This is a genomic window from Vibrio sp. L85 (assembly GCF_963871815.1).
In the GTDB taxonomy this organism is placed as follows: Bacteria; Pseudomonadota; Gammaproteobacteria; order Enterobacterales; family Vibrionaceae; genus Vibrio; species Vibrio harveyi.
Genome location: NZ_CAWMYL010000012.1, coordinates 24,376 through 37,601, shown reverse-complemented (window position 1 = coordinate 37,601; position 13,226 = coordinate 24,376). Strand labels below are relative to the sequence as shown.

At 45.7% G+C, this 13,226-nt stretch carries 13 protein-coding genes; 1 reads left to right on the top strand and 12 read right to left on the bottom strand.

Features of this window, described 5'->3' with window-relative positions:
* Window positions 1–29: 29 nt before the first annotated feature.
* From lipA to leuS, 12 genes are all read right to left on the bottom strand, one after another.
* A complete protein-coding gene (gene lipA / locus AACR11_RS02270; RefSeq protein WP_005447535.1) occupies window positions 30–995 on the bottom strand; it encodes a lipoyl synthase in 966 nt (321 codons plus the stop codon).
* Window positions 992–1,654, bottom strand: a complete 663-nt coding sequence (lipB, locus tag AACR11_RS02265) for a lipoyl(octanoyl) transferase LipB (protein ID WP_029789173.1) — start codon at window positions 1,652–1,654, stop codon at window positions 992–994. Before lipB ends, lipA begins: the two co-directional genes overlap by 4 nt.
* Window positions 1,655–1,830: 176 nt before the next feature.
* On the bottom strand, window positions 1,831–2,109 hold the full coding sequence (gene ybeD, locus AACR11_RS02260) for a DUF493 family protein YbeD (protein ID WP_005384135.1): 279 nt from the start codon (window positions 2,107–2,109) through the stop codon (window positions 1,831–1,833).
* A 126-nt stretch (window positions 2,110–2,235) separates the two neighbouring features.
* The gene (locus AACR11_RS02255) at window positions 2,236–3,414 is read right to left on the bottom strand and encodes a serine hydrolase (RefSeq protein ID WP_005447533.1); all 1,179 of its coding nucleotides are present in this window, start codon (window positions 3,412–3,414) and stop codon (window positions 2,236–2,238) included.
* A 92-nt stretch (window positions 3,415–3,506) separates the two neighbouring features.
* Window positions 3,507–4,310 (bottom strand): septal ring lytic transglycosylase RlpA family protein, encoded by an 804-nt coding sequence (locus tag AACR11_RS02250; protein ID WP_009697737.1) that lies wholly within the window; start codon window positions 4,308–4,310, stop codon window positions 3,507–3,509.
* A 3-nt stretch (window positions 4,311–4,313) separates the two neighbouring features.
* The gene (gene rodA, locus AACR11_RS02245; RefSeq protein WP_005447521.1) at window positions 4,314–5,435 is read right to left on the bottom strand and encodes a rod shape-determining protein RodA; all 1,122 of its coding nucleotides are present in this window, start codon (window positions 5,433–5,435) and stop codon (window positions 4,314–4,316) included.
* Window positions 5,435–7,360, bottom strand: coding sequence for a penicillin-binding protein 2 (gene mrdA, locus AACR11_RS02240; RefSeq protein WP_005447519.1), 1,926 nt, complete (start codon window positions 7,358–7,360; stop codon window positions 5,435–5,437). The genes rodA and mrdA overlap by 1 nt, the downstream gene beginning before the upstream one ends.
* Window positions 7,361–7,389: 29 nt before the next feature.
* On the bottom strand, window positions 7,390–7,860 hold the full coding sequence (gene rlmH / locus AACR11_RS02235) for a 23S rRNA (pseudouridine(1915)-N(3))-methyltransferase RlmH (RefSeq protein WP_029789172.1): 471 nt from the start codon (window positions 7,858–7,860) through the stop codon (window positions 7,390–7,392).
* 4 nt (window positions 7,861–7,864) lie between these two features.
* Window positions 7,865–8,182 (bottom strand): ribosome silencing factor, encoded by a 318-nt coding sequence (gene rsfS / locus AACR11_RS02230; RefSeq protein WP_009697738.1) that lies wholly within the window; start codon window positions 8,180–8,182, stop codon window positions 7,865–7,867.
* Between the two features lie 90 nt (window positions 8,183–8,272).
* Window positions 8,273–9,292 carry a DNA polymerase III subunit delta gene (gene holA / locus AACR11_RS02225; protein WP_005447513.1) on the bottom strand — a complete coding sequence of 340 codons (1,020 nt, stop codon included), beginning with the start codon at window positions 9,290–9,292 and terminating at the stop codon, window positions 8,273–8,275.
* Window positions 9,293–9,297: 5 nt separating this feature from the next.
* Window positions 9,298–9,855 (bottom strand): LPS-assembly lipoprotein LptE, encoded by a 558-nt coding sequence (locus tag AACR11_RS02220; RefSeq protein ID WP_009697740.1) that lies wholly within the window; start codon window positions 9,853–9,855, stop codon window positions 9,298–9,300.
* A gap of 171 nt (window positions 9,856–10,026) precedes the next feature.
* Window positions 10,027–12,600, bottom strand: coding sequence for a leucine--tRNA ligase (leuS, locus tag AACR11_RS02215; RefSeq protein ID WP_029789171.1), 2,574 nt, complete (start codon window positions 12,598–12,600; stop codon window positions 10,027–10,029).
* 155 nt (window positions 12,601–12,755) lie between these two features.
* Between leuS and AACR11_RS02210 the strand changes: the two genes are divergently transcribed.
* Window positions 12,756–13,226: a zinc ribbon-containing protein gene (locus AACR11_RS02210; protein ID WP_005447499.1), complete on the top strand. Its 471-nt coding sequence runs from the start codon at window positions 12,756–12,758 to the stop codon at window positions 13,224–13,226.

Genomic DNA, 13,226 nt, shown 5'->3' with positions numbered 1-13,226 from the left:
AACCTTTTCTTATCAAAACAAGCGAGAGCTTATTTCACTTCAATACCTTGAGCCTGCATATCAGCATGGTAAGAAGAGCGAACAAATGGACCACACGCCGCGTGGGTGAAGCCAAGTTCTAGTGCAATCTCTTTTAGCTCATCAAACTCTGAAGGTGGAACGTAACGTTCTACTGGCAAGTGGTGACGGCTTGGTGCTAGGTACTGACCAAGTGTCAGCATAGTTACGCCATGTGCACGAAGATCTTTTAGTACTTCGACGATCTCTTCTTTGGTTTCACCAAGACCCATCATTAGACCTGATTTCGTCGGTACATTTGGATGCTGCTCTTTGAATTTTTGCAGCAATTGCAGTGACCACTTGTAGTTTGCGCCTGGGCGAGCTTTACGGTACAGACGAGGGGCGGTTTCTAGGTTGTGGTTGAAGACATCTGGCGGGTTGTCTTTCATAAGATCAAGTGCCACGTCCATACGACCACGGAAGTCAGGAACCAGAGTTTCAATCTTGATGTGCGGGTTTAGTTCGCGAATTTCACGGTTACAGTTAGCAAAATGCTCTGCACCACCATCACGCAAATCATCACGGTCAACAGAAGTGATTACAACGTACTTCAGTTTCATGTCTGCGATGGTTTTCGCAAGTTTCTTTGGTTCTTCAGCTTCAACAGCAAGCGGACGACCATGGGCAACGTCACAGAAAGGACAACGGCGAGTACAGATCGCACCAAGGATCATGAAAGTTGCCGTACCGTGGTTAAAACACTCAGCTAGGTTAGGGCAAGACGCTTCTTCACATACAGAGTGAAGGTTGTTCTTACGCATTGCTGATTTGATGTCTTGAATACGTTGGCTGTCGGCTGGTAGCTTGATCTTCATCCAATCAGGCTTACGTAGCACTTCTTTCTGCTCTGTTGGCATGTTCTTTACGGGAATCAATGCCATCTTGTCGGCGTCGCGGTATTTAACGCCTTTTTCCATCTGGATTGGTTTGCTCATGCTTTGTTACCTTGAGAAGGTGCTTCTGTGCTGAAATCTACTTGCTCGTAATCAAGCAAAGTAACGAGTTCTTGTATTAATTGTTTTTCCACGGCTTCGATGTCTTCAGGGCCGCCAACTTGGCTGACTTGAACCATCTCCATTCCTTCGTAGCCACATGGGTTAATACGTAAAAAAGGACCTAAGTCCATATTGACGTTCAACGCTAGGCCGTGAAATGAGCATCCTTTTCGAATGCGAAGTCCGAGAGAACATATTTTTTTACCGCCGACATAAACGCCAGGGGCATCAGGTCGTGCAGCAGAATCGATATTGTATGCCTTAAGAGTGTTAATAACGAGGTTCTCGATGTGCGTAACGAGATCTCGCACTCCTAATTTTTTGCGACGTAGGTTGATCAAGAAGTACGCGACTAATTGACCCGGACCATGATAAGTCACCTGACCGCCACGATCGCTTTGAACAACAGGAATATCTCCGGTATTAATCAGGTGCTCGGCTTTACCTGCCTGACCTTGAGTGAATACTGGGTTATGTTCTACCAACCAAACTTCATCAGGCGTGTCGTCTGTGCGTTGGTCAGTAAACTCATGCATCGCCTTCCATACAGGCTCATAATTTTGGCGTCCAAGTCGTTTCACAACAAGTTGGTGTTGCATGGGAATTCCTGTCGATAATATATAAAGTTTTTGGATTATAAACCGGATGACCCTGATGCTCTACAGCTGAGTAACAGATTTTTAACTGAAAGTTCGAGTGGTTTGTATTATCTGTATGATAAATAAAAAGAAAGCAGCCGAAGCTGCTTTCAAAAAAAATTTAATTTATCAAAAAATCATAGAACCATGCGTACGATGTCGATTTCACCCAGTTCTTTGTATAGGGTTTCAACCTGCTCGATAGACGTTGCAGTGATGTTGATAGACACCGAGTGGTAGTTGCCCTTAGCACTTGGTTTTACTGTTGGGCTGTAGTCACCTGGAGCATGGCGCTGGATAACTTCTAGAACTAGCTCTGGAAGCTCAGGCTTTGCATGACCCATTACCTTGTAAGTAAATGAACAAGGGAACTCAAGCAGGTCTTTCAATTTTGCATCAGAGTTGATGGTTAGCATATCGGTAACTCCAGTTGGTATTCGTTGCGGTGCGAAATAGTACAGTCAAATTAGGGTGAACTCAAGATTAACAAAGCCGCCCTAGTTGGCGGCTTTGTAGACTTGTTTGTTGGTCAGAAGCGACTGTTAGAAGAAGCTCTTAAACAACAACACGATGTAGTCCCACATGCGGCTAAATAGGCTGCCTTGGTCTACTGTTTCCAGTGCCATTAGTGGGTACTCAGCAATATCTTCACCATCAATTTGATAGTATAGCTTACCAACTACATCACCTTTCTTAATTGGGGCTTCAAGTTCTTTTTCAAGTACGAAGCTTGCTTTTAGGTTCTTTGCTTCGCCGCGAGGTAGGGTTACGTAGGTATCTTGGTCAAGACCCAGAGCAATGGTGTCTTTGTTACCCATCCAGATTTTTTCTTCTACGAAAGTTTCACCCGCTTTATGAGGTGCCACTGTTTCGAAGAAACGGAAACCGTAGCTCAGAAGCTTTTTACTTTCTGATTTACGTGCATTCGCATCTTTTGTTCCCATCACAACCGCAACTAGGCGCATTTGACCTTCTGTTGCAGAGCTTACTAGGCTATAACCAGCATTGCTTGTGTGACCCGTTTTGATACCGTCAACATTCATGCTCTTATCCCACAGTAGACCGTTACGGTTGTACTGAGTGATGCCGTTGTAAGTGAATTTCTTTTGAGAGTAAATACGGTACTCGTCTGGTACGTCACGGATCAGTGCTTTACCAAGCAGTGCCATATCGTAAGGTGTTGAGTATAGGTTAGGGTTGTCTAGACCGTGAACGTTCGCAAAGTGCGTGTTCGTCATACCGATCGTATCCGCCCAAGCATTCATCAGATCAACGAATGCATCTTCTGAACCAGCAATGTGTTCAGCCATTGCCACACACGCATCGTTACCAGATTGGATGATGATGCCACGGTTCAGGTCTTTTACTTTTACCGTCGTGCCAACTTCAATGAACATTTTTGAAGAGTCAGGGAAGTTTTTCGCCCAAGCATTCTTACTGATGGTTACATCATCGTCTTCTGAAATATTACCACGCGCTAGCTCTTGGCCAATTACGTAGCTGGTCATCATTTTTGTCAGACTAGCAGGAGACAATTTTGTGTTCATCTCTTTCTCAGCCAGAACTTTACCTGAGTTGTAATCCATAAGTACGTAGCCTTTGGCTGCGATTTGAGGAGCATCTGGGACAACAACTGGTGAAGCAAAAGCAGATTGAGCGATGGTTGCTGATAGTGCAACCGAAGAAACGAGAATAGATTTCACAAACTTATTTTTATTCATGGTAATTCAAATTTTTTGGTTAACTGTCGACATCTTAACAGAATCCCCACTTATGTAAGAGGGGCTCTGCATAGAAAATCATGACACCAAGGTCATTTGCCAGTTTTGTGTTTTTTAATAAATGCGGACGAATAGCCGAGCAACTTTACTTTATCCAGTGTGGCTTGCGTCAGAGAATAGTCAGTATATGGGCCTAACAACAAGCGATACGAACCTTCCGTGGACTCCAAGAAAGTTTCCGTATCCAGCTTTTGACCAAGCTCTTGGCCTAAAGTTCGCGCTCGATCTTCATATTTTGAAGAAGCAACCTGAATGACGTACTTAGGATGGGCCGCTAACGACTTTTCATCGGTCGGTTTATCCACCATAATGACTTCGATCTCTACGTTCGCCGTCCCAGTTTTCACTACGTCAAGCTTGTAAGCTGCCGCGTAGCTCAAATCAATGATGCGACCCTCATGGAAAGGACCTCGGTCGTTAACTCGCACAACCGTGGATTTACCATTGTCGGTATTGGTGACTTTCACGTAGCTCGGTAATGGCAGCGTTTTGTGCGCAGCAGTCATCGAGTACATGTCGTAAATCTCGCCATTCGAAGTTAAATGACCTTGGAATTTCTTGCCGTACCAAGAGGCACGACCTTTTTCCGTAAAGCCTTTTGCATCACGAACGATTTTGTAGTCTGAACCTCGAAGGTTGTAATCGCTGTTACCACCTAAGCTGTATGGTTCGTATTTTGGGTGCGCATCCTCAATGTGCTCGACTGATAATGGCTTTTCTGGAGCTACATCAGATTCAAGTTCATAACGTCCTTCCTGCGTTTTTTGATCGGTGGATGAACAACCCGCCAAAATCAAAGCAGAAAAAACTAAGGAATATAAAGCGCGTTTTTGCATGGTCTAGGTCGCCTTAGAGAATGCTTTTCGGTGTGTATGGATCGACATAAGAATGCCAAAACCAGCCATCAGTGTCACCATTGAAGTACCACCATAACTGATCAACGGTAAAGGTACGCCTACTACAGGTAGGATGCCACTTACCATGCCGATATTTACAAAAATATACACGAAGAAGCTGAGTACAATACTGCCCGCCATCATTCGACCAAACGCTGTTTGTGCTTGGCTTGCGAGGTAGAGACCTCGACCGATAATAAATAGGTAGATGGCTAATAGGCAAAGGAAGCCAATCATACCCCATTCCTCAGCGATTACTGCAAAGATAAAGTCAGTGTGTCGCTCTGGAAGAAATTCTAATTGAGATTGTGTACCTTGCAGCCAACCTTTGCCTGAAATACCACCAGAGCCGATTGCAATCTTACTTTGGATAATGTGATAGCCGGCACCAAGAGGGTCTGACTCTGGATTAAATAGAGTGCGCACACGTACCTTTTGGTATTCGCGCATCAGGAAGAACCACAAAATAGGAATAAAACCACCCAGAGCAATGGCGGCAGCGGCAATGATTTTCCAACTAATACCCGCAAGGAAGATAACGAAAATACCAGAAGCGGCGATCAGAATTGAAGTACCAAGGTCAGGCTGTTTTGCAATAAGAATGGTTGGTAGACAAACCATGATTAGTGCAACAATGAGCGTTTTGAACGTCGGAGGAAGTGGTTGACGACCGATGTAGCGCGCCACCATTAAAGGTACGGCAAGCTTAAGGAGCTCTGAGGGCTGGAAACGAACAAAACCAAGATTGAGCCAGCGTTGGGCGCCTTTGGAGGCTTCACCAAAGAAGAGCACGCCAAACAACAGAATAACGCCACCAACAAACATTAATGGAGCAAGGCTCTCATAGGTTCTGGGCGAGATCTGTGCCAATACGATCATGACAACCAGTGACAGCACCATGCGCATTGCTTGACGATCCATCATCGCCAAACTTTGACCACTGGCACTGTACATGATGACAAGACCAAAGCCCATCAACGCAAAGATGCCGAGTAACAACGGCAAGTCGATATGGAAGCGTTCAAACAGAGCACGGTTTTTGCCTGTAGAGGGATCCATTTTCATCACTGCGCTACCTCTTTCTTCGCATTGTTTTGTTCTTCATCTGACTCGATTTTTTCAGGACCAAGGATGACACGGTCGAAGATCTTTCTCACAACAGGCGCGCCGTTACTCGAACCACCACCTGCGTTTTCCAGTACCACTGATACGACGACTTTTGGATCATCGAATGGCGCAAAACCGGTAAACAACGCGTGGTCACGTAAGTGTTCTGCGACTTCATCTGCGTTGTACTCTTCGTCTTCTGCAAGACCAAATACCTGAGCGGTCCCTGACTTACCACCAGTTTGGTAATCCATATTATAGAAAGAGCGACGAGCAGTACCTTTTGGACCGTGGTTAACCAAACGCATGCCTTCCTTCGCCATATTCCAGTATTTGTCTGGCACATTTTGGATAGGAGGGTAGGTTTCGTATTCAGAGCTTTCTTGCTCCTCAAAGTCGCCACCGTTGTCGATGGTTGCTTTTAGCAAGTGAGGTGCTGTTACAGCGCCTTCGTTAACCAATACTGAGGTCGCTTTCGCTATCTGCATTGGTGTTGCTGTCCAGTAACCTTGCCCAATACCAACAGGGATAGTGTCGCCCTTGTACCAAGGTGTTTTATGACGAGCCATTTTCCATTCACGAGTTGGCATGTTTGCCTTACTTTCTTCGTAAATGTCGATGCCCGTATAATCGCCAAAACCAAACATCATCATCCAATTCGATAGGCGATCAATGCCCATGTCGTAGGCAATTTGGTAGAAGAAGGTATCGACGGATTCTTCAATTGATTTGATGATGTCGACGCGACCATGACCCCAACGTAGCCAGTCACGGAATGGACGAGTATCTGAATTTGGAATTCGCCAGTAACCAGGATCGTTTCGGGTGGTTTTCGGTGTCACAACACCTTCTTCCAGAGCCGCTACAGCAATGAAGGGTTTGATGGTTGAAGCTGGTGGGTAAATGCCAAGCGTTGTGCGGTTCACCAATGGACGGTTTTTATCGTTTAATAGTGCTCGGTATGCTTTACCTGAGATCCCGTGTACGAACGCATTTGGATCGTAGCTTGGGCTAGAAACCATAGCCAATACACCATTGTCTCGAGGGTCGAGCACTACCGCGCTACCACGACGTCCATCTAATAACTGATGCACATAGAGCTGTAGGTTGATATCGAGGTTTAAGACGATGTCTTTACCTGGCACAGGTGGAACGTATTTCAAAGTACGAATGACACGTCCGCGGCTGTTTACTTCCACTTCTTGGTAACCCGCCGTACCGTGCAATAGGTCCTCGTAGTACTTCTCGATACCTAACTTACCGATGTCACGAGTTGCTTGGTAGTTGGCGTCTTTTTCTTCGCGCACTAAGCGCTGCATGTCGCGGTCGTTAATACGAGAAACATAGCCAATCACATGGGTCAGTACTTCGCTGAATGGGTAGTAACGCTTTAGCGTAGCGCTAATCTCAACGCCCGGGAAACGGTATTGATTGACAGAGAAAACAGCAACTTGGTTTTCATCCAATTGAGTCAACAACGGAACTGACTTGAAGCGACGAGTACGCTTACGCTCACGTTGGAAGCGTTCGATTTGCTCTGGTGTGATTTCAAGGATGGTTTGTAGCTCTTTGATGGTGCCGTCAATGTCTTTGATTTTTTCTGGGGTCAGTTCCAGGTTAAAGACGGGGCGGTTTTCAGCGAGCAGAACACCATTGCGGTCGTAGATCAAACCACGGTTTGGTGCAATAGGAACCACTTTAATGCGATTGTCATTAGAACGGGTTTTATAGTCTTGGAACTGGTTTACCTGAATGTTGTACATGTTGGCAACCAGCAAGCCCATCAAAATTACGATACCTATAAATGCAACAATAGCGCGACTAGAAAATAGACGCGCTTCTGCTTGGTAATCTCGAATTTGACTGCGGCGTTTACGAATCATTAACGCTTGTCTCTACAGCTAAGTAGCGATTATTCGCGGTGGTAAGGGTGGTTAGCAGTAATGCTCCACGCTCGGTATAAACTCTCTGCCATCACGATACGCACAAGTGGGTGTGGTAGTGTCAGTGCTGACAGTGACCAACTTTGATCTGCTGCGACTTTACAAGCTGGCGCTAAGCCTTCAGGACCACCGATTAGGATCGACACGTCACGACCATCTAGTTTCCATGCTTCTAGCTGTTCTGCTAGCTGTGGGGTATCCCACTTTTTCCCTGGAATATCGAGAGTGACGATACGCGCACCTTTAGGTACCGCAGCCAACATCGCTTCGCCTTCTTTTTGTAAGATGCGTGCGATGTCTGCATTTTTGCCACGTTTACCCGCAGGGATTTCAACCAACTCAAGTGGCATATCATGTGGGAAGCGACGACGGTATTCTTGAAAACCTTCTTCGACCCATTTTGGCATTTTGGTGCCAACGGCAATTAGTTGAATTTTCAAAAGATTAACCCCAGAGTTTTTCTAGTTGGTATAGCTCGCGATGCTCTTCTTGCATCACATGAAGCATTGCGTCGCCCATGTCTAGGACAACCCATTCACCTTCATTTTCGCCTTCCATACCTAGTGGCTCTAGACCAGCTTTCTTCACTTCAGATGCGACGTGATCAGCGATAGATGAAACGTGACGCTTCGACGTGCCAGTACAAATGATCATGTAATCTGTCACGCTTGATTTGCCTTCTACATTCAGAATAACAATCTCTTCCGCTTTCATGTCGTCGGCTTTATCGGCTAAAAAGTCTTTAAGTTCTTCGCGAAGCACTCGGTTTTCCTCGGTATTTTCTTTTTTGTCTGTGGGCGTTTTAATCTCGTTGAGTTAAAACTGGTCGCGCACTATATCACGCTTTGAAAGCTAAATTGCCAGCTTAATATCAGGAGAGCAGGTTTCTAGGCTCAATTGATGGATAGTTGGCCACACAGATTCATCGTATTGGGTTTTGGCTTTTATCTCAGCATGTGTGAGCAAGGATAAAAGGGCACAAATTCTTGAGGCTGACAGGCGAGTCAGCGCTGCATTATAGAATGGGCGTTTATTTTGCCACACTCGATGCTTTTCAAACACCTGACTCATGCCCATTTGGGTAAGGTCTCGATGCATGTTAAGTAATTGGTTGAACTCTTTCTGTACACTACGGATAAGGATGACTGTCTCTGTGCCTTCGGCTTCAAGCTGGCGCAAAATGCGTTGTGCTCGGTTGGCTTTCCCAGCAAGGAGAGCGTCAATCCAATGGAAAGTCGTAAAGTGGTTGTGTCGGCTCAAGGCTTCTTCAAGACGCACAACCGTCAGTTCGCCATCTGGGTAGAGTAAAGCGAGCTTCTCTAAGCTTTGTGAGAGCGCGAACAAGTTCCCTTCATGCCACTGTGCCAACATTTGCAGTGATTGCTGATCTGCTTTTAGCCCTAATGTGCGGCAACGAGCCTGTACGAACATCGGCAAACGTTGCAGATCTGGTGTTTGGCAGCTTACCCAATCACCTTTTGCACTCAGCGCTTTAAACCATTTTGCGTTTTCTTGGGCTTTTGTCAGTTTACTGCCCACGATCACCAGCATAATGTCGTCGTGTAGCATTTCACATAGGGTTTGCAGTTCTTTACTAACTGTTGTCGTTACGCCGCTTTCTGGTAGCTCAAGTTCAATTAGTTGGCGACTGGAAAATAGGCTTAGTGCTTGGAAACAATCATATACTTGGTTCCAATCTAAACTAGCGTCAACCGCGAAACGGTGTCTTTCTTCAAAACCTTGCTGGTGCGCCATTGTTTGGATCGCTTGGCGACTTTCTTGAATCAGCAGAGGTTCATTACCAAAAATCAGGTAAACCTGTTTGATGTGTTTCGCTAGATGGTCAGCCAGCTTGTCGGCAAAAATTCGCATTCTGATTAAGAGTTAGTGTTCGTAGAGTTAGTCTTCATCACATCAGGGGTAGGTTGACCTTGTTCGTATTCCGCACGAACTCGACCTAGCTGACGCATCATTTGACTCGCCGCTTGTTGACGCATTTCGTCTTCGATAACGTCACGTTCTACCGACTTCGCCAATGCTGTTAATGGGTTATCAAGGTAGTTGCGGTTTACGGTTGTTTTGAAGTCTTTTGCACCGAAGCCAGGAATGGTCACACGGTATTTCACTACATAAGTAAGTTCTTTCTCTGCCGCACGACTGTTTTGGTACAGCGATAGTGTACGTTCGTCGATAGTCGCTTCGATCAGGTGCAGATTTGGTGTACTTGAAGATGGTTGTACTAAATCTACTTTGTTCAATTCAAGTTGAGCGCGAATATAACGCGTCAATGGGCTGTATTCATCGTAGCTAGTGAAAGACATGGTATGCAGTTCTTCCGGAACCGAGTATTCGCCACGAAGGTGGAAACCACAGGCAGAAAGAAGCCCCGCTAATACCAATACCACTGGTAGTTTAATCAAAGAGAAAAAGCGCATTGATTGTATTCATCCTAAATTGAAGGGGTTATTTACCTTAAACCACTCAGCATGAATGGCTTGAGGTAAATAAACAGGGTAGCGAACTACCCTGTTTAATGACTCTTTACAGGCGAATAAGTTCGCTCTGCTTTGAGTTATTGCTATCTACGTATCGTTTGTCGTGAAAGACTAGTTAGCAACGATGTTCAACAGTTTACCTGGTACGTAAATTACTTTACGGATTGTTAGACCATCTGTGAACTTAGTAACGTTTTCGTCATTTAGACCAAGCTCTTCAACTTGTTCTTTCGTTGCGTCAGCCGCTACAGTCAGTTTCGCACGCAGTTTACCGTTAACTTGAACAACGATAGTCTTCTCGTCTTCAACAAGTGCTTTCTCGTCGAACGTTGGCCATACAGCATTGTCGATGTCTGCTTCACCTAGCGCAGCCCATAGTTCGTATGAGATGTGCGGAGTGATTGGGTAAAGCATTGCAACAACAGCTTTTAGAGCCTCATCAAGGATTGCACGATCTTGCGCAGATTCTTGAGGCGCTTTCGCTAGCTTGTTCATCAGTTCCATGATTGCAGCGATTGCTGTGTTGAACGTTTGACGACGAGCAATATCATCAGTCACTTTCGCGATAGTTTTGTGAACGTCACGACGAAGAGCTTTTTGGTCACCAGAAAGTGCTGCTGCATCTACTGCTTCTGCTGCACCTTTTGATGTGTGTTCGTTTACTAGTTTCCAAACACGTTTCAGGAAGCGGTTAGCACCTTCTACGCCAGACTCTTGCCACTCAAGTGTCATGTCTGCTGGAGACGCGAACATCATGAATAGACGTACTGTGTCTGCGCCGTACTTGTCTACCATCTCTTGAGGGTCAATACCGTTGTTCTTAGACTTAGACATTTTGATCATGCCTGAGTGTTCAACGTTGCGACCTTCGTTATCCGTTGCAGAAGTGATGCGACCTTTACCGTCACGTTCAACTTTAACGTCAGTTGGTGCAACCCACTCTTTACCGCCTTTCTCGTTCTCGAAGTAGAACGCGTCCGCTAGTACCATGCCTTGACACAGTAGTTGCTTGAACGGCTCGTCAGACGTTACGTAGCCTGCATCACGCAGCAGTTTGTGGAAGAAGCGAGAGTACAGTAGGTGCATACAAGCGTGCTCGATACCACCGATGTACTGGTCTACTGGTAGCCAGTAGTTTGCTTTTTCTGGATCTAGGATGTCATCAGCTTGTGGTGAACAGTAACGAGCGTAGTACCAAGAAGACTCCATGAACGTATCGAATGTATCTGTCTCACGTAGAGCAGGTTCGCCGTTAAAGGTTGTCTTTGCCCACTCTTTGTCTGCTTTAATTGGGCTAGTAACGCCATCCATTACTACGTCTTCTGGAAGAATAACAGGTAGCTGGTCAGCGGGTACTGGGTGAACTTCACCGTCTTCAGTGGTTACCATTGGGATTGGTGCACCCCAGTAACGTTGGCGAGATACACCCCAGTCACGTAGACGGAAGTTAACAGTCTTAGTGCCTTTGCCTTCTGCTTCTAGCTTCGCTGCAATTGCATCGAATGCCGCTTGGAATTCTAGACCGTCGAATTCACCTGAATCGAACAGCACACCTTTCTCAGTGTATGCCGCTTCAGAGATGTCTAGCTCGCTGCCATCAACCGGCTTGATAACAGGCACGATGTCTAGACCGTACTTAGTTGCGAACTCGAAGTCACGTTGGTCGTGTGCAGGTACTGCCATTACAGCGCCTGTACCGTAGTCCATCAGTACGAAGTTTGCTACGTAAACAGGAACTTCACGACCGTTCAATGGGTGAATAGCAGTAAGGCCAGTCGCCATACCTTTCTTCTCCATTGTCGCCAGTTCAGCTTCTGCTACTTTGGTGTTCTTACACTCTTCGATGAACGCAGCAAGTTCTGGGTTGTTCTCAGCCGCGATAGTCGCTAGAGGGTGACCTGCAGCGATACCAACGTAAGTGACGCCCATTAGTGTGTCTGGACGTGTTGTGTAAACTTCTAGGTATTGTTGACCCTTCACTTCAAACTTGAGCTCAACACCTTCAGAACGGCCGATCCAGTTGCGCTGCATGGTTTTCACCATTTCTGGCCAACCTTCAAGTTTGTCTAGATCGTCCAGCAACTCTTGAGCGTATTCTGTGATCTTGATGAACCACTGAGGAATTTCTTTTTGCTCTACTGGAGTGTCACAACGCCAGCAGCAGCCATCTTCAACCTGCTCGTTCGCAAGAACAGTTTGGTCGTTTGGACACCAGTTAACAGAAGAAGTCTTTTTGTAAACCAGACCTTTCTCGTAAAGCTTAGTGAAGAACTCTTGTTCCCAACGGTAGTACTCAGGTGTACATGTTGCGAATTCACGGTTCCAATCGTAACCAAAGCCAAGAAGCTTAAGTTGGTTCTTCATGTATTCGATGTTTTCGTAAGTCCATGGTGCAGGTGCAGTGTTGTTTTTCACTGCTGCGTTTTCTGCAGGTAGACCAAATGCATCCCAACCGATTGGTTGCATTACGTTTTTGCCTTGTAGGCGTTGGAAACGAGATACTACGTCACCGATGGTGTAGTTGCGCACGTGACCCATGTGCAGTCGACCACTTGGGTATGGGAACATGGATAGACAGTAGAATTTTTCTTTATTTGGGTCTTCACTTACAACAAAGGTCTTGTTGTCATCCCAGTGCTTTTGAACTTTCTGTTCAAGGTCTTGTGGATTGTATTGTTCTTGCATCGATGGTATCCGGTTATCTTGGAATTTGTGAGTTCGGTTAGAACAGACTTAAATAGATCGTCATAGAATACCTAAAGCTAGGGATCACAACAATAGCCAATCTGTACCCATACGCCTTGAAGTGGTGCTTGGTAGTAGAAAGATGGAGGTCAGTTATGCCTAAACGTAAAGCAGGTTATGAGGAAATGCTCGAGGATGTGATTGAAACCTTGAAGCACAGTCCGGATGAAGTTAACAAAGTATTCGAAACGTCGGGCAAAGTGGTGGATGCTGCCAACGACATGACCAAAGACGAACTCTCACTGATATCAGCTTATGTCAAAGCCGATTTAAAAGAGTTTTCTGATAGCTATGAAGAAGGTAAGAGTGGACCCTTCTATCTGACAATTGCCGATTCCGTTTGGCAAGGTTTGCTCGAAATTACAGACCGAACCAAAGTGGAGTGGGTTGAACTGTTTGATGATTTAGAACATCAAGGTCTTTATGAGGCGGGCGAGGTGATCGGACTTGGCACATTGGTCTGCGATGAATGTGGTCATAAGACGACATATAACCATCCAACTGTGATCATTCCATGCATTAAGTGCAATCATACTGGCTTTAGTCGTCAGTCTCTCAAGCCATAA